This window comes from Micromonospora sp. NPDC053740 (assembly GCF_040677775.1).
GTDB lineage: Bacteria > Actinomycetota > Actinomycetes > Mycobacteriales > Micromonosporaceae > Micromonospora > Micromonospora alfalfae.
Map to the genome: position 1 here is coordinate 340,670 of NZ_JBFASO010000002.1, position 16,974 is coordinate 357,643.

Below are 16,974 nucleotides of genomic sequence, written 5' to 3' on the forward strand. Positions count from 1 at the left end.
CCATGCGGGTGTCGGTCTTCACCGAGCCGAACCGTGGCGCCAGCTACGACACCCAGCTCCGGTTCGCCCGGCTGGTCGAGGCCTGTGGCTACGAGGGCTTCCTCCGCGCCGACCACTACCAGTCGATGGGCGCCGATCCGGGCCTGCCCGGCCCCACTGACGCCTGGCTGACCCTCGCCGCGCTGGCCCGGGAGACCGAGCGGATCCGACTCGGCACCCTGGTGACGTCGGCCACGTTCCGCCTGCCCGGCCCGCTCGCGGTGATGGTCGCGCAGGTCGATCAGATGAGCGGTGGTCGGGTCGACCTCGGCATCGGCGCCGGCTGGTACGAGCGCGAGCACACCTCGTACGGCATCCCGTTCCCGGCTGTCGGCGAGCGCTTCGACCGGCTGGCCGAGCAGCTTGAGGTGATCACCGGATTGTGGGGAACCCCGCCCGGCGAGACCTACAGCTTCACCGGCGACCACTACCGGCTGGTGGACGCTCCCGCCCTGCCCAAGCCGGTGCAGGTGCCCGGCCCGCCGATCATCGTGGGCGGGCGTGGCCCCAAGCGCACTCCCGAACTGGCCGCCCGGTACGCCGACGAGTTCAACATGCCGTTCAAGTCCGTGGCCGCCACCGCCGAGGCGTACGACCGGGTGCGCGAGACGTGTGAGCGCACCGGACGGACGGCTTCCGGGCGTGCGCCGTTGGTGCTCTCCGCCGGGATCGTCGTCGCCATCGGCCGGACCGACGCGGAGGCCCAGCGTCGGGCCGCGCCTCTGCACGAGAAGAGCGCGCTGCCACCGGAGGACCCGGTGGTCGGCTCCCCCGCGCAGCTCGCGCAGCGGCTCGGTGAGTTCGCCGCGATCGGCACCACCCGGGTCCACCTGCGCCTGATCGACTTCGACGATCTCGACCACCTCGAGCTGATCGCCGCCGAGGTGCTGCCCCAACTGGACGGAGCACTATGACCGACGTGATCGACGGAACCGAACTCGGGCCGGTCGGCCAGGAGATCGTCTTCGAGAACGACAGGGTCCGGGTCTGGCACATCCGCCTTCAGCCGGGCGAGCGGCAGCCGCTGCACCGGCACGACCACCCCTACCTGGTGGTGGCGATCGAGGGCGCCAAGAACGTCGTGCAGACCATCGACGGCACCCGGATCGACGCCGACGAGCCCACCGGCGGAGTGGTCTACCGGGACCCGGGCGCTGTGCACATGCTGACCAATGTCGGGGATACGACTTACCTGGCACGGCTGGTCGAACTCAAGTAGACCCGCCGAGGGCCACCGGCGTGCCTCGCGGCGCGCCGGTGGCGATCGGGTGTACCAGGTGCGTAACGTGCCGGACATGGCCTTTCGGACCTGGGGCAGACTGCTGCTCACGGCGCTCGGGGTGAGCGTGCTGGCCGGAGCCGGCCAGCTCGGCGTCGCGTACGGTTTCGGCATCGTCCGCCTGACCGGCGCATTCACCGGTACGACAGTCAACCAGTGGCCGGCCCAGCTCGTCTGGGTGGGCTGGTTCGCCGCTAACGCAGCAGTCGCCGGCGCCGTCCTGACCGGACGCCTCGCTCGCCGCGACGCCCCGGCGGTCAGCACCGGCCGGCAGTTGGCGGTCGGCGGCGCGGCAGCGCTCGGCGCCACAGTCATCGCCCCGCTCTGCATGCAGCCCGCCCGCGCCGCGGAGCTGATCTCCGTTGACCCGGTCTGGGCGGTGGGCATCTGCGCCATTGTCGGTGCGGTGATCGGGGCGGGCGCGGCGATCGCCGTCCTGTTCCGGCCCGAGCTGGGATGGAACATGGCGGCAGTGGCCGGCGCGGTCTGGCTACTGGCGCTGATCTCCGTCCTCCCGTCGCTCGGCACGGCCGGCCCACTGCCGACTGTCCGGCTCGGCGTACTGGAGCCGAGCTGGCTCGACGACGCCGCCGCGCAGCGGCTGGCGCTGCTCCTGCTGCCCATCGTGGCGCTGCTGGCCGGCGCGGCGACCGCCGGGCTGGCTCGCTGGCGGGGCCAGGCTCCACTGGTCAGCGGGGCCACCGGGGTGGCCGGTCCGGTGCTGCTGGCGTTCGCCTACCTGACGGCCGGTCCGGGTGACGCTGTGGACCGCTACCAGGCCGCCCCCTACTACGGCTCGTTGATCGCGATCCTCGCCGGAGCGCTCGGCGCGGCCGCCGCCGCGCTGCTGCGCTGGCCGACGGGCACCCGTACCGCCGATCCGCAGGCGATCGAGCCCACCGCCATCCTGCGCCCGCTGCCGGCCGGCCCGGCGCTGCCCAGCGCGGCGCACGACCGGGACGGCGCGGCGAACGACAGAGACGGCGCCGAGCGCACCGACACCGAGACGACAAACGCCGAGCTGGCCACCAGCACGAAGCCCGCCGGCGTCGTCGCGGGTCCGTGGGCGACGGGCGACCCCGATGCCGTACGCACCGTCCCGGCCCACTGGGACTGGCCGGAGACCACAGCGAGCGGACAGCACGGTCCGGGGCCCGCCACCGCGACTCCCGCCGCACCGAAGCCCGCCGCCCCGACTCAGCCCGCGGCCTGGCTGACCGCGCCGACCGGTGAGTTCACCGCCGCCGGGCAGACGTCCCCGCCCCAGGATGATGTCCCGGCCACTACCGAGCCCTCGGCCGGCACCGACGTCAGCATCGACACCGACGCCACAGCGACCGGCACAACGGCCGGACGCGTCGACGCCGCGACCCCGACGGGCGGCCGAGCGGTCGACGAGCCAACCAGCAGCACAGCGACTGCGACCCCGACCGGCGGCCGAGCGGTCGACGAGCCGACCAGCAGCACAGCGACTGACACGAGCGGCAGCACGGCGACCGGTGGCAGGCCGACCGGTGGGCGCGCCACACGCAAGTCCGTCGACACTCCAAGCGGCACTGGCACACCCGGTTCTGTCACGACCAGCGCGGCCGCGACCAGTACGGGCAGCGGCACCGAGGCGACCAGCACAGCACCGACTGGCACTGACACTCCCAGTCCCGCAGCCACAGCCTCGACGGGCACGGAGTCAGGCACGAACACGGAGGCGAGCAGTGCGGGCACGGCCGACCACGGCACGCCTGAGGCGCCGCTGACGATCAAGCCGCGACGCGGCCGGAAGTCCAAAGCCAAGCCGGACGCCACCGCCTCCGACGTGGCTGACGACATCTCCCCTGCCGGCCCGGCAACCACAGGCGAGACGACCACCGACGCAACGCCCACCGGCCTCGTCGCGAAGGGCACCCGGCCGGGCAGGTCCGCCGACACCACCGCCTCGGACGCGGGCACCGACACTCCGGCGCCCAGCCGGGGAAGCGTGGGTGAACTGTCGAGTTCGACCTCCGAGGTCACCTCGGCTGCCACCTCCGGCGCGGCAGCATCCCGGACAACCACTACCGGTGCGAAGCGAACACCGGCCACCCCCGCCACCGCCGCGAAGCAAGCACCGGCCGCCTCGACAGCCGCCGAAACCGGCACGACGCAGGTGCCGGTCGACAGGGAGCCGCCGACCACGGCAACCGACGCCGCACAGACCCCGACCAGCGGGAGTGGGGCGACACCAGCACCGACCACCGCGGCCAGCCAGGTTGGCGCGGACGCCAATTCGCGCGTCCCGAAGGCCGGCACGGGCAGCACTGCGGCACCGGCCGACGCGACCTCCGCGACCTCCGCGACCTCTGCGACCTCTACGACCTCTGCGACCTCTACGACCTCTACGACCTCTACGACCTCTACGACCTCTACGACCGGTGATTCTGCAATCGCCGACGCTCGTGGCACCGACGGCGAGCGGGCCGCCGCCGAGGACGTTCCCGTCGCCGGGTTGTTCGGAGCCACCGCCGCCAATGACCCGGACGGCGACCGGTGGACGCCAGCGCCGTCGGCCTGGCCTGTCACCGCGACGTGGACGGTGCCACCGCAGGCCGCCGAGCCGGAGGCGACGGCATCGGAGGGGTCGAGCAGGCCCGACGCGCCGACCGGGCCGACGCCCAGGCCCCGGCATCGGGCACCGTTGCCGGACCTGAGCCGGGCCGGCACCTGGAATGCGTTCGACACCTCTCGGCGCCGCGGGTCGGCGGGATCGCAGGACAGCTCAACGGCACGGACAGCTCCGGCCGAAGCCGGCGAGGCGACCGCTCCGGCCGAATCCCAGGGCCGGCCGGAGTTCCCCGGCACGGTGGGCGCGCCCTCCGCTGCCACCGCCAGTGCCACCACCGGCAGCACCACCGATACCACCGGCACCATCGATACCACCGGCACCGGCGATGTGGCGGCTACCGACGCCACGTCGGCAACTCCGACGCACCCGAAGGTGGCAGAGCAGCCCTCCCGGCGAGGGCGCCTCGGTGGGCTGTTCCGCCGCAACCGGGCCCGCGCCGACGAGGAGAGCCCGAAGACGTCGGACGCAACCGAGCCGCTGGCGTCCCAGGACGAGGAGTTCGTCGACTGGGTCGCCGGTCTGAGCAAGCCGGTGTCGGACAACGAGCCCGAGCAGGAGAACGGCCGCCGGTCGTTGCGCTCCACCGGTCGACACCACCGCGACTGACCCACAGCGGCTGACCCGCACCACACGGCGCACAGAAGCACCGATCGGTCGCTTGATCGACTCGGGTTCACTGATAACGGGCTGTCCCACGCGGCCCGACACCCCGAGATCAAAGAACCCGAGTCGATCACCCCTGTGACACTCCCACGTGCCGTGCCACGCAGGCCGTCCTTGCGAGGCCCGCGCCACGCCGGCCGACCCCGCGAGGCCATGCGCACCAAGCCACGCCGGCCGTCCCGGCGTCGCCCCCGCAACACCGGGACCCACCGGGACAGCCCCGCCTGGGCAGGGGTCAGGCGAGCGGCAGGTAGACCCGGCTTCCGCCGGAGACGAACTCCTCCGACTTGTCCTTCATGCCGCGCGCCGCGTACTCCTTGAGCTCTTGGGTGATCTTCATGGAGCAGAACTTCGGGCCACACATCGAGCAGAAGTGCGCTGTCTTCGCCGGCTCCGCGGGCAGTGTCGCGTCGTGGTACGAGCGCGCCGTCTCCGGGTCCAGCGAGAGGTTGAACTGATCCTCCCAGCGGAACTCGAACCGCGCCTTCGACAGGGCGTCGTCCCAGGCCTGCGCGCCGGGGTGCCCCTTGGCCAGGTCCGCCGCGTGTGCCGCGATCTTGTACGCGATCACGCCCGCCTTCACGTCGTCCCGGTCCGGCAGGCCGAGGTGCTCCTTCGGCGTGACGTAGCAGAGCATCGCGGTGCCGAACATGCCGATCATCGCGGCGCCGATCGCCGAGGTGATGTGGTCGTACGCGGGCGCGATGTCGGTGGTCAGCGGACCGAGCGTGTAGAAGGGCGCCTCGTGGCACCACTCCTGCTGAAGGTCCACGTTCTCCTTGATCTTGTGCATCGGTACGTGACCGGGGCCCTCGATCATCACCTGGACGTCGTACGCCCAGGCGATCTTCGTCAGCTCACCGAGGGTCCGCAGCTCGGCAAATTGCGCCTCGTCGTTGGCGTCGGCGATCGACCCGGGGCGCAGCCCGTCGCCGAGGGAGAACGTCACGTCGTAGCGCGCGAGCAGCGCGCACAGCTCCTCGAAGTTGGTGTAGAGGAAGTTCTCCTCGTGGTGCGCCAGGCACCACGCCGCCATGATCGAACCGCCGCGGGACACGATCCCGGTGACCCGGTCCACTGCCAGCGGCACGTACGGCAGGAGCACCCCGGCGTGCACTGTCATGTAGTCCACGCCCTGCTCGGCCTGCTCGATCACGGTCTCCCGGAACACCTCCCAGCTCAACTTCACCGGGTCGCCGCCGACCCTCTCCAACGCCTGGTAGATCGGCACCGTCCCGATCGGCACCGGCGAGTTCCGCACGATCGCCTCACGGGTCTCGTGGATCCGCTTACCAGTGGACAGGTCCATCACTGTGTCCGCGCCCCAGCGGGTGGCCCAGGTCAGCTTCTCCACCTCCTCGGCGACAGACGAGCTGACCGCCGAGGTGCCGATGTTGGCGTTCACCTTGACCAGGAACGCCTTGCCGATGATCGCCGGCTCGCACTCCGGGTGGTTGACGTTGAGCGGGAGCACCGCCCGGCCGGCGGCGATCTCGGCCCGCACCAGTTCCGGGTCGACGTTCTCCCGGATCGCCACGAACTCCATCTCCGGTGTCACCACACCGGCCCGTGCGTACGCGAGCTGGGTGGGCCGACGGCCGTCCACCCCGGCGAGTGGCGTGCCCGCACCCCGAACCGGGGCCACGTCACCCCGCTCGGCGATCCACGGCCCGCGCAGCGGCGGCAGCCCCACCTCCGGGTCCGAACCAGGTCCGGACGTGTCGTAGAGCCGCACCGGCGGCAGGTCCCCGGTCAGCCCCACCTCCGCGAACGGCACCCGGACATCCGGCCGCGAACCCTCGACGTACACCTTGCCTCGTGCGTGCATGACAGCCTCCCTGGTGATCAAGCGGACCAGCCGAAGTGGTTCAGCGGTCCGCGCCCCGCGCCCAGCTCCCAGCCCCGCGCGCCGGTCAGCGCACGGAGCACGTACTCCTTGGCGGCCCCCACGGCGGCCGGCACCGCATCGCCCAGACCGAGCCGCACCGCGATCGCCGCCGAGAACGAGCACCCGGTGCCGTGGGTGTGCCGGGTGGCCACCCGGGGTGCGCGCAACACTGTGGTGACGCCGCCGCCGTGCAGCACGTCGACCGCCTCGCCCCCGTCCAGGTCACCGCCCGTGACCACCACGTACTCCGGGCCGGCGGCCACCAGGGCCTCGGCGGCCACGACCATCGCGGCCACGTCGTCCACCGGGCGTCCGGTGATCGCGGCGGCCTCCGCGCAGTTCGGGGTCGCCACAGTGGCGTACGGCAGCAGCCGCTCCACAGCGCCCACCACGCCGAGCCGGTGACCACTCGTGGCGACCAGCACCGGGTCGACGACGAGGTGAGGTAGGCGACCGTCCCGGGCGGCCTCGGCCACCACGTCCGCGATCGCCGGGGTGCCGAGCATCCCCGTCTTCACGGCGCAGACTGTGAAGTCGGTGAGCACGCTGTCCAACTGCTCGGTGACAGTGCGCGGGGGCAGCGGCAGCACCGCGTCGACACCGCGGGTGTTCTGCGCGGTGACCGCCGTGAGGACGCTGGTGCCGTACGCGCCCAGCGCGGCGAAGACCTTGAGGTCGGCCTGGATGCCTGCGCCGCCGCCGGAGTCCGAGCCGGCGATGGTGAGGACGGTGCGCGGTGTCACTTCTCCCCCTTGGTTGCGGTTTGGGGCTGCGGCCGGCAGTGCCCACTCCGGGCGGTCAGGCTTGATCCCTGCGTGGGCACTGTCGGTCGCAGCCCTCGTCGTGGGGACCTGGGTGACCCCGCGCCGGGTTCAAGAAGCTCAGGGGTGACCGCCTCGACATAAGCGCTGGTCAGGGTGGCCGCTGTTTCGGCGGGGTCGTTGGCTCGCATCAGTGCGCCCAGGACTGCTACTCCGGTGGCTCCCGCCTCGACGCAAGCGGTTACCTGTTCTGGGGTTTCGACGCCGCCGAGGGCGAGCAGGGGCACCGGGCTGGAGCGGACCAGGCTGCCGAGCCCAGCAACATCCAGGGGTGGGCCGTAGCCCGGTTTTGTCTTTGTGGGCCAGACCGGGGAGATGGTGGCGTAGTGCTCGGTGGTCAGGCGGTCCAGCTCGGGTTGGTGGTGGCAGGAGCGGCCGACCAGGCCGACGGTTGGCGGTGGGTACGGGCCGGCGGCGGGCAGGTGCACTGCGTCGCCACCGAGCGGGTCGGGGCCGGCCACGATGAGGGTTCCGCCGACGTCGGCGAGGATCGCCCGCAGGTCGGCGGCGAGGGCGGCGCGTTCGGCGCGCGGCAGGTCCTTCTCCCGCAGCACCACCCAGCGCACTCCCCCGGCCACGGCCCCCGCCACCACCCGGTCGAGCCCGCCCCGCGCGACGAGCCGGTCGGTCAACACGACAACCCCTGACGGCGGGGTCACAGCTCGGGTCTTCCCTCGTCAGGGGTGGAGGCGAGCGCGTGGAAGCGGCGCTCGATCCGACCGGCCCGGGCCGCCAGTCGGCCCGCCTCGACCGCGTACCGCATCGCGGTGGCCATCGCCACCGGGTCGGCCGCCCTGGTGACAGCACTCGCCAGCAGCACCCCGTCACAGCCCAGCTCCATTGCCAGCGCCGCATCGGACGCGGTGCCGATGCCGGCGTCGAGGATCACCGGCACGTCCACACCCTGCCTGATGAGTCGAATGTGGTGCGGGTTGCCGATGCCGAGCCCGGAGCCGATCGGCGAGCCGGCCGGCATCACCGCGGCGCAGCCGACGTCGGCGAGGCGACGGGCGAGCACCGGGTCGTCGCTGGTGTACGGCAGCACCGTGAAGCCATCGGCGACCAGCTCCTCGGCGGCGCGGAGCAGTTCCACCCCGTCGGGCAGCAGCGTCCGCTCGTCGCCGATCACCTCCAGCTTGACCCAGTCGGTGTCGAACGCGTCCCGGGCCAACCGGGCCACTGTCACCGCCTCGGTGGCGGTGTGGCAGCCGGCGGTGTTCGGCAGCAGGCGTACGCCGCACCGGTCCAGCAACTCCAGCAGCCCACCGGTGGAGCCCGGCGCGGTGCCCACCCGGCGCAGGGCCAGCGTGACCAGCTCGGTGCCGGACGCCCGGATCGCCTGCTCCAGGACGTGCAGGTTCGCGGCGCCGCCGGTGCCGAGGATCAGCCGTGAGGTGAAGGTCTTCCCACCCAGTTCGAGGGGCACGCCGCTCACCCGCCCTGCGCCGCGGTGAGCACCTCGACCCGGTCACCGTCGCGCAGTGCTCGGGCCGGCCAGCCGGTCCGGGGCACCACCTCGCCGTTGACCGCGACCGCCACCCCACGTGGGTGCGCCACGATGTCGCGGACCAGGTCCGCCACGGACGCGCCGACGGCGACGCTGCGCCCGGCCCCGTTCACAGTCAATTCCACAGGTCCCCCTCCAACGTCGGTTCAGGGCCGCCCGACGCGGCCACCGCGGCGGCAGCGCCGAAGCGGTCGGCCCGGAAGGGCGCGAGCAGCGGGTCGGGTATGCCGCCGAGCACCAGGTCGGCGATCAGGTCGGCGGTGATCGGGGTGAGCACGATGCCGTGCCGGTGGTGCCCGGTGGCGGCCAGGACGTCCGGTCGGCCGGGCAGCGGCCCGAGGATCGGCGCGTTGTCCGGGGTGCCCGGGCGCAGCCCGGCGACCGCCTCGACCAGGTCGTACTCGGCCAGTTCGGGAAGCAGGTCGACTCCGGCACGCAGCAGCCGTTGCACGGCACCGGCGGTGACAGTGGTGTCCGCGCGCTCCTCGACGGTCGCGCCGAGCACCACCTCACCGTCGGCGCGGGGCACCAGGTAGACGTGCTCGCCGTCGGCGTACCCCCGGATCACGTGCCGGAAGCCCGGCGCGACGCCGTCGGGCGCGCGGAGCCGGAGGATCTGGCCCTTCACCGGCCGCACGGGCAGGCCGGTGAGCGCGGCCGCCCCGCAGCCGGCGGCGACCACAGTGACCGGCGCGTCCACATCGGACAGCGAGCGGACCGGTTGCGGCACGAGCACCGCGCCGGCCCGCTGCGCGGCAGTGCGCAGCGCCGGCACCAGCAGCCGTGGGTCGACCTGGTGGTCGGTGGGCGCGAACGCGCCACCGCGCACCCGTGGGGCGAGCGCCGGTTCGCGGTCGCGCAGCTCGCTGGGGCGCAGCGGCGTCACGGGCAGACCCAACCCCTGCTGGTACGCCCACAGTCGGCGCGCCTCGGCCAGGTCGTCGCCGGTGAGCCCGACCATCACTGTGCCCTCGGTCCGGTAGCCGATCTCGACTCCCGTCGTCCCGGTCAACTCGGCGGCGAACGCCGGCCAGCGGGCGGCGGACGCCAGCAGCAACCCGGTCAGCTCCCGCTCACCGAAGTACGCCTCGGCGACCGGGGAGAGCATGCCGGCGGCCACCGCCGACGCACCCGAGCCGGGCGCCGGATCGTGCACCACCACCCGCAGCCCGCGGGCGGCGCAACGCCAGGCGATCGCCAGCCCGATCGGCCCCGCCCCCACCACTGCCACGTCCGGCCGGACCCGGTCGCGCGACGGCGGTGACGGGGACCGGCCGGTCAGCACGTCAGGGCCTCGATCAGTTCGGCGGTTGCCAGTGCCGGGTCGGCGGCGGTGGAGACGGCACCGACCACCGCCACCCCGTACGCCCCGGCGGCCCGCAGCGCCGGCACCCGGGCGGCTGTCACTCCGCCGATCGCGATGACCGGGACGTCGACGGCGTCGACGACGGCGCGTACTCCGGCGGGCCCGATGGGGTCCGGTAGGCCGGACTTGGTGCTTGTGGTGTGACACGGCCCGACGCCCAGGTAACTGGCGCCCGCCGCGACGGCCTCGCGCGCCGGGCCCGGCGCGCGAGCGGTGGCGCCCAGCACACCGGCGGGGCCTAGCACCCGGCGGGCGGCGGCGACCGGCAGGTCGTCGGCGCCGACGTGTCCACCGGCGGCGCCGGCCGCCAGCGCCACGTGCAACCGGTCGTTGACCAGGCAGGTCGCCTGGTACGGCGCGCAGAGCGCCAGCACCCGCCGGGTCAGGTCGTACGCCTCGCGGTCGGTGGCGGAATCCTCGACCCGCACCTGCACCACCAGGTCGGCGTGGGCCACTGTGAGGGCGGCGCGAACCACTGCGAGTGGGTCGCGACCCGGTCGGGTGTCGGTGATGAGATGCAATCGCCCCAGGGACGGCACGGCAACGCTCCTCCCTGCGCCGGCATTACCCGGATCAGGTTCGACGGTCGGGGGCTGTCAGCCCCCCTCTCAGCCCGGTACACCGGGCTCCCGTGGGTTACTTGCGTGTCACCGTACGACAGATCCGCCGGCCTGCCAAGGCGTGGGGTCGGCGGTGGCCGGCCGGCCGGGCCGCGTCAAAACAAGCGAGATCCAATGGGGCACTTCATACAGTCCTGTTCGGAATGTCGCCCCCCGTTGCAGAACCGTTACCCGTCCGCATCTTGCCCGACATCGAGCCAGCCGAATTAATTTGTTCAGCGATTCGACAAAATGTCGGTGGGGGCACCCTGGCACGGTGTGACCACCGGCTCCATCAGGGAGGGCCTTCGGCGAGCCGACTCCCTCGAGCTCTGTCACTACGACACAGGAGGCGGCGTGTCCCGTTCTCGTCGTGCCCGCGTACCCATCACCGCAACCCTGATCTCCCTGGCCATGGCCTCGACCACCCTGTTCGGCGCGCCCGCGCAGGCGGCCGCCCAGGTTCCCCCACGGGATGCGAAAGCCGCAGCCCCGGTCAGCCAGGTGGCGCCGAAGGCGCCAAAGGCCGCGGCCGATCCCTTCTCCGTCCTCGTCTTCTCCAAGACCGCCGGCTTCCGGCACGACTCCATCCCCACCGGCATCGCCGCCATCCAGCAGCTCGGCGTCGACAACGGATTCACTGTGGACAACTCCGAGGACGGCGCCGCATTCAACGACGCCAACCTGGCGAAGTACAAGGCGGTGATCTGGCTCTCCACCACCGGTGACGTGCTCAACGCCGACCAGCAGGCGGCGTTCGAGCGCTACGTGAAGGCCGGCGGCGGTTACGTCGGCATCCACGCCGCGTCGGACACCGAGTACAGCTGGGCCTGGTACGGCGACCTGGTCGGCGCGTACTTCGCCAACCACCCGCAGAACCAGCAGGCCACCGTCAAGGTGGAGGACCACGCCCACCCGTCCACGGCCGGATTGCCGGACCGGTGGTCCCGGTTCGACGAGTGGTACAACTACCAGAGCAACCCCCGGCCGGACGTGCACGTGCTGGCCAGCCTGGACGAGAAGAGCTACACCCCCGGCGCCGGTGCGATGGGCGCGGACCACCCGGTCGCCTGGTGTCAGGACTACGACGGTGGCCGCTCCTGGTACACGGGCCTGGGGCACACCCGGGAGTCGTACGCCGAGCCCCAGTTCCTCTCCCACCTGCTCGGCGGCATCCGCACCGCGGCCGGCGTCGAGAACGCCGACTGCGGCGCCTCGAAGACCTCGAACTTCGAGAAGGTCACGCTGGACAGCAACACCAGCAACCCGATGGAGCTGGACATCGCCCCCGACGGGCGCGTCTTCTACATCGAGCGCGACGGTCGGGTGCAGATCGTGAAGCCGGACACCGGCAACACCGTCACCGCCGTCGACCTGGACGTCTTCACCGGTAACGAGGACGGCCTCATCGGCATCCGGCTCGACCCGGACTTCGCCACAAACAACTGGGTGTACCTGTACTACGCCCCGAACGACGGGGTCACCCGCAACCTGCTGTCCCGGTTCACAGTGACCGGAGACACCATCAGCCTGGCCAGCGAAAAGCAGGTGCTGCGGGTCGACACCCAACGCAACACCTGCTGCCACGCCGGCGGCAGCATGACCTTCGACGGCGACGGCAACCTCTACCTGGCCACCGGTGACAACACCAACCCGTTCGAGTCGAACTCGTACTCGCCGCTGGACGAGCGGTCGGGCCGCCAGGACTACGACGCGCAGCGCACCTCCGCCAACACCAACGACCTGCGCGGCAAGGTGATCCGGATCCACCCGGAGGACGACGGGACGTACACCGTTCCGACCGGCAACCTCTTCGCGCCGGGCACCGAGAAGACCCGTCCCGAGATCTACGCGATGGGCTTCCGCAACCCGTTCCGGATCGGCACCGACCCGAAGACCAACACGCTGTACGTGGGCGACTACGGGCCGGACGCCAACACGGACAACCCGAACCGGGGCCCCCGCGGTCTGGTCGAGTGGAACATCGTCACCCCGGGCAACTACGGCTGGCCGTACTGCACCGGGACGAACGAGGCGTACAACGACTACACGTTCCCGTCCGGCCCGAGCGGCGCGAAGTTCGACTGCGCGGCGCCGGTGAACAACTCGCCGAACAACACCGGCCTGACCAACCTCCCGCCGGTGGTCCCGGCGACTGTCGACTACGGGTACGCCGGTGACGCGCGTTACCCGGAGATCGGTGGCGGTGGCGCTCCGATGGGCGGCCCGGTCTACCGCTACGACGCCGACGTGAACTCGAACCGCAAGTGGCCGGCGTACTACGACGGCAAGGCTCTGCTCGGCGAGTGGAACCAGAACAAGATGTACACCATGCAGGTGACCCCCGACGGCAAGTCGTTGGTGGACATCAACCAGCTGCTCACCGGCATGAGCATGATCCGACCGATGGACTTCGAGTTCGGCCCGGACGGGGCGCTGTACCTGATCGAGTGGGGCAGCGGCTTCGGCGGCAACAACGACAACTCGGGCGTCTACCGGATCGACTACACCGCCGGTGACCGCGCCCCGATCGCCGCGGCGTCCGCCAACCCGACCTCGGGTCCGGCGCCGTTGACGGTGACCTTCTCCAGTGCCGGCTCCCGGGACCCGGACGGTGGCACGCTCACCTACGCCTGGACGTTCGGCGACGGGCAGACCTCGACCGAGGCCAACCCGACCCACACGTACGCCACGGCGGGCAACTACACCGCCCAGCTCACCGTCACCAACCCCAAGGGTCGGACCGCTGTGGCCAACGTGCCGGTCACAGTGGGCAACACCGCGCCGACGGTCTCCATCGAGTTCCCACCGGACGGCGGTTTCTTCAACTGGGGTGACCAGGTCCGCTACTCGATCAAGGTGACCGACCCCGAGGACGGGCAGATCGACTGTGACCGGGTGCAGCTTCAGGTGCTGCTCGGTCACGACGAGCACGCCCACCCGCTGGAGCAGCACACCGGCTGCACCGGCACCGTCCAGACGTCGCTCGCCTCCGGGCACGGCGCCGAGGCGAACGTCTTCGCGGTCTTCGAGGCCACCTACACCGACGAGGGTGGTGCCGGCGGCGCCGGCGCCCTGACCGGCCGGCAGATCGAGGTCCTCCAGCCGAAGCAGAAGCAGGCCGAGTACTTCACCGCCAGCGGGCGCGCCCCGGTGAGCACCGGCGGTGGCGACCCCGGCGTGCAGCGGGAGGCGGGCGCCGACACCGCCGGTGGCGGCCAGAGCATCGCGTTCATCGAGGACGGTGACTGGTGGTCGGTCGCTCCGGCGGACCTGACCAACATCACCGAGATCCGCTTCCGGGCCGCCTCCGCCGCCGCTGGCGGTCGGATCGAGGTTCGCGCGGGTGCTGTCGACGGACCGGTGGTCGCCACTGCCGTCGTACCGTCGACCGGCGCGTGGCAGACGTACACGGACGTGAGCGCACCGGTCACCGGTGCCGCGAGCGGCTCGCTGTACTTCGTGGCCCGCGATCCGAACGGCGGAACGGGTTCGCTGTTCAACGTCAACTGGATGGACTTCGTCGGCCGCGGTGTCACCGAGAACGGGCCGCCGGTGGTCAGCGCCACGGCCACCCCGGCCACCGGCACCGCACCGGTCACCGTCGCCTTCGACGGCACTGCCACCGACGCCGAGGGCGACACCCCGTTGACGTACGCCTGGGACTTCGGTGACGGAGGCTCGGCGACCACACTGGACGCCAGCCACACCTACACCAGCCCGGGCACCTTCACGGCCACCCTCACGGTGACCGACAGCAAGGGCGCCAAGTCGTACGCCACGGTGCCGGTAAGGGTCGACGCACCTGACACGTCCTGCTTCGGGGCGCGTTCGGACGACTTCAACGGCAACAGCCTCGACAAGGAGCGCTGGACCAGCATCGTCCGGGAGAACCAGCTCTACTCGCTCAGTGGCGGTGCGCTGCGGCTGCCCACCGGCGTGGGTGACCTCTACGGTGCTCGCAACGACGCCACCAACCTGGTGCTCCAGGCGGCCCCGACCGGCGCGTGGGAGATGACCACCAAGGTCACCCTGCCGGTGACTGCCAACTACCAGCAGGCCGGCCTGCTGGTTTACGGCGACGACGACAACTACGCCAAGGTGGACCTGCTGTACAACGGCAGCCGTCGGGTGGAGTTCATCCGGGAGACGGCGGCGACGCCTCGCAACGAGGCCGCCGACGCCACCGCCGCACCTGCCGGTGACACCGTGTACCTGCGGATCACCAGCGACGGGACGAACCTGACCGCGTCCGCCTCGGGCGACGGGCAGACCTTCACCCCGGTCGGCCGTTCGGCAGCGCTCGAGGGCATCACCAACCCGCGGATCGGGGTCTTCGCGCTCAACGGAGGCACCGAGGCGCCGGTTGTCGACGCCGCGTTCGACTCCTTCCAGGTCACGCCGGACGCTCCGGCCGGCCCGGTCGACCCGTCGGACGAGTTCACCGGCAGCACGCTGGACAAGTGCCGGTGGGACGCCGTGACGCGGGAGGACCCGAGCGGTTACCGGGTCACCGATGGCGCGCTGCGGATCGACGTGCCCAACGGTGACATCTACGGCACCGACAACACCGGGCCGAAGAACTTCATCCTCCAGACCGCGCCGTCCGGCGACTGGACCCTGGAGACGAAGGTCGACGGCAGCCTGCTGAACGAGCAGTACCAGCAGGCCGGTCTGCTCGTGCAGGCGGACGACGACAACTACCTGAAGCTCGACTTCATCGCGGACAACCAGGCCGGCCAGGCGGTGACGCGGCGGATCGAGTTCCGCAGCGAGATCGCCGGGGTGGTCCAGAACCCGCAGCCCGAGGCGGGCAACCTGACCTCGGCGGTGTGGCACCTGCGGCTGGCCCGCACGGGCGACACGTTCACCGCGTCGTACTCGGCCGACGGGACGACCTGGACCGCGTTGACGGCGCTGACCAACAGCGCGGTCGGGGCAACCCCGAAGGTCGGGCTGTTCACCCTCGGCGCCAACCAGACGGCGTCGAAGACCGCCTCGTTCGACTACTTCCGGCTCAGCACGAAGGTGGCCGACGAGACGGCGCCGGTGACGACCGCGGCGGTTTCCGGCACCCCGACCGACGGGTGGCACACCGGGCCGGTGACGATCACGCTCACCGGTGCCGACGAGGCCGGCGGTAGCGGGCTCGCCGGTACGGAGTACCAGCTGGACGGGGCCACCACCTGGGCGGCGTACACCGCTCCGGTGGCGGTCAGCGGGGACGGCGAGCACGAGCTCCGGTTCCGCTCGACGGACAAGGCCGGCAACGTGGAGGCGACCAAGACCGTCTCGGTCAAGATCGACGCCACGGCGCCGGTGACCTCGGCGACGTTCGCTCCGGCGAACGACGCCGGTTGGCACAACGGGACCATCCCGGTCGTGCTGGCCGCCACCGACGCCGGTTCCGGCGTCAAGACGGTGGAGTGGTCGCTGGACGGTGGTGCGTGGGCGCCGTACTCGACGCCGATCGAGGTGACCGGTGACGGGCAGCACGAGCTGCTGTTCCGCTCGGCGGACAAGGCGGGCAACGTCGAGACGCTGAAGTCGGCGGTGCTGCGCATCGACGGCACCAAGCCGACGCTGCTGGTGTCCGGGCTGGCCGACGGCCAGCTCTACGGCGACAGCCAGGACGTCCGGGTGGCCTGGCAGGCCGTCGACCCGTCCTCGGGCATCGCTAGCGTGGTCGGTCAGCTCGACGGCCAGGCGTACACCAGTGGCACCCTGCAGGCCATGTACGACCTGTCACTCGGCCTGCACGAGCTGACAGTGACCGCAACCGACAAGGCGGGCAACAAGACCACCTCGACGGTCCGGTTCTTCGTCACCACCTCGTTCCGGGACATGCAGAGTCTGCTGGACCGGTTCAAGGCGACGGGGCGGCTCTCGACCAAGGCGCACAAGCAGCTGTCGAACAAGCTCGACGCTGTTCGCGCGTCCGAGGCGGCCGGCGACGACAAGGCTGCCGTCCGGCAGCTGACCGCGTTCCGGACGCTCGCCAGCGACGCCACGCTGGTGCCCGAGGCGGAGGTCCGGGACGTCCTGGTCCGGGACGCCGACGCCATGATCGTTCGGCTCGGCGGCGCGGCCAGCAAGGCCGGGGTCAAGGCGAACGACGGTGACTCGGTCAAGGGCACCGGGCGGCTCGGTGGCGACGCCACCCGGCTGGCTCCCGGTCGTCAGCTCTGATCCGACGAGGCCCCTCCCCGACGC

At 71.8% G+C, this 16,974-nt stretch carries 11 protein-coding genes and 1 riboswitch; of the genes, 4 read left to right on the plus strand and 7 right to left on the minus strand.

The genetic code is table 11. The features are described 5' to 3' along the window. Positions 1-2: 2 nt before the first annotated feature. The 3 genes from AB0K35_RS06135 (at position 3) to AB0K35_RS06145 (ending at position 4,523) form a co-directional block, all read left to right on the plus strand. On the plus strand, positions 3-953 hold the full coding sequence (locus tag AB0K35_RS06135; RefSeq protein ID WP_238667548.1) for an LLM class F420-dependent oxidoreductase: 951 nt from the start codon (positions 3-5) through the stop codon (positions 951-953). Continuing rightward, positions 950-1,258, plus strand: coding sequence for a cupin (locus AB0K35_RS06140; protein ID WP_363884031.1), 309 nt, complete (start codon positions 950-952; stop codon positions 1,256-1,258). The genes AB0K35_RS06135 and AB0K35_RS06140 overlap by 4 nt, the downstream gene beginning before the upstream one ends. A 76-nt stretch (positions 1,259-1,334) precedes the next feature. After that, positions 1,335-4,523 carry a hypothetical protein gene (locus tag AB0K35_RS06145; protein ID WP_363884032.1) on the plus strand — a complete coding sequence of 1,063 codons (3,189 nt, stop codon included), beginning with the start codon at positions 1,335-1,337 and terminating at the stop codon, positions 4,521-4,523. A 292-nt stretch (positions 4,524-4,815) separates the two neighbouring features. Here the strand turns inward: AB0K35_RS06145 and thiC are convergent, their stop codons facing one another. The 7 genes from thiC to thiE all read right to left on the minus strand — a co-directional run bounded on the left by thiC (position 4,816) and on the right by thiE (position 10,701). After that, positions 4,816-6,408 carry a phosphomethylpyrimidine synthase ThiC gene (gene thiC / locus AB0K35_RS06150; RefSeq protein WP_363884034.1) on the minus strand — a complete coding sequence of 531 codons (1,593 nt, stop codon included), beginning with the start codon at positions 6,406-6,408 and terminating at the stop codon, positions 4,816-4,818. 17 nt (positions 6,409-6,425) lie between these two features. Next, positions 6,426-7,211: a bifunctional hydroxymethylpyrimidine kinase/phosphomethylpyrimidine kinase gene (gene thiD, locus AB0K35_RS06155; protein WP_363884036.1), complete on the minus strand. Its 786-nt coding sequence runs from the start codon at positions 7,209-7,211 to the stop codon at positions 6,426-6,428. Next, on the minus strand, positions 7,208-7,948 hold the full coding sequence (locus AB0K35_RS06160) for a thiamine phosphate synthase (protein WP_363884038.1): 741 nt from the start codon (positions 7,946-7,948) through the stop codon (positions 7,208-7,210). Before AB0K35_RS06160 ends, thiD begins: the two co-directional genes overlap by 4 nt. Continuing rightward, positions 7,945-8,724: a thiazole synthase gene (locus AB0K35_RS06165; RefSeq protein ID WP_238667544.1), complete on the minus strand. Its 780-nt coding sequence runs from the start codon at positions 8,722-8,724 to the stop codon at positions 7,945-7,947. Before AB0K35_RS06165 ends, AB0K35_RS06160 begins: the two co-directional genes overlap by 4 nt. Continuing rightward, positions 8,721-8,921, minus strand: coding sequence for a sulfur carrier protein ThiS (gene thiS, locus AB0K35_RS06170; RefSeq protein ID WP_363884040.1), 201 nt, complete (start codon positions 8,919-8,921; stop codon positions 8,721-8,723). Before thiS ends, AB0K35_RS06165 begins: the two co-directional genes overlap by 4 nt. Continuing rightward, the gene (gene thiO, locus AB0K35_RS06175) at positions 8,912-10,078 is read right to left on the minus strand and encodes a glycine oxidase ThiO (protein ID WP_363884491.1); all 1,167 of its coding nucleotides are present in this window, start codon (positions 10,076-10,078) and stop codon (positions 8,912-8,914) included. The genes thiS and thiO overlap by 10 nt, the downstream gene beginning before the upstream one ends. After that, on the minus strand, positions 10,075-10,701 hold the full coding sequence (gene thiE / locus AB0K35_RS06180; RefSeq protein WP_363884042.1) for a thiamine phosphate synthase: 627 nt from the start codon (positions 10,699-10,701) through the stop codon (positions 10,075-10,077). Before thiE ends, thiO begins: the two co-directional genes overlap by 4 nt. Next, positions 10,696-10,805: riboswitch (TPP riboswitch) on the minus strand. It overlaps the preceding gene by 6 nt. Before the next feature lie 313 nt (positions 10,806-11,118). Between thiE and AB0K35_RS06185 the strand changes: the two genes are divergently transcribed. Then, the gene (locus AB0K35_RS06185; protein ID WP_363884044.1) at positions 11,119-16,950 is read left to right on the plus strand and encodes a ThuA domain-containing protein; all 5,832 of its coding nucleotides are present in this window, start codon (positions 11,119-11,121) and stop codon (positions 16,948-16,950) included. Positions 16,951-16,974: the final 24 nt, after the last annotated feature.

Coding starts and splice junctions, on each gene's coding strand:
- AB0K35_RS06140 (WP_363884031.1), top strand. CDS start 950: ATGACCGACGTGATCGACGGAACCGAACTCGGGCCGGTCGGCCAGGAG.
- AB0K35_RS06135 (WP_238667548.1), top strand. CDS start 3: ATGCGGGTGTCGGTCTTCACCGAGCCGAACCGTGGCGCCAGCTACGAC.
- AB0K35_RS06145 (WP_363884032.1), top strand. CDS start 1,335: ATGGCCTTTCGGACCTGGGGCAGACTGCTGCTCACGGCGCTCGGGGTG.
- thiC (WP_363884034.1), bottom strand. CDS start 6,408: ATGCACGCACGAGGCAAGGTGTACGTCGAGGGTTCGCGGCCGGATGTC.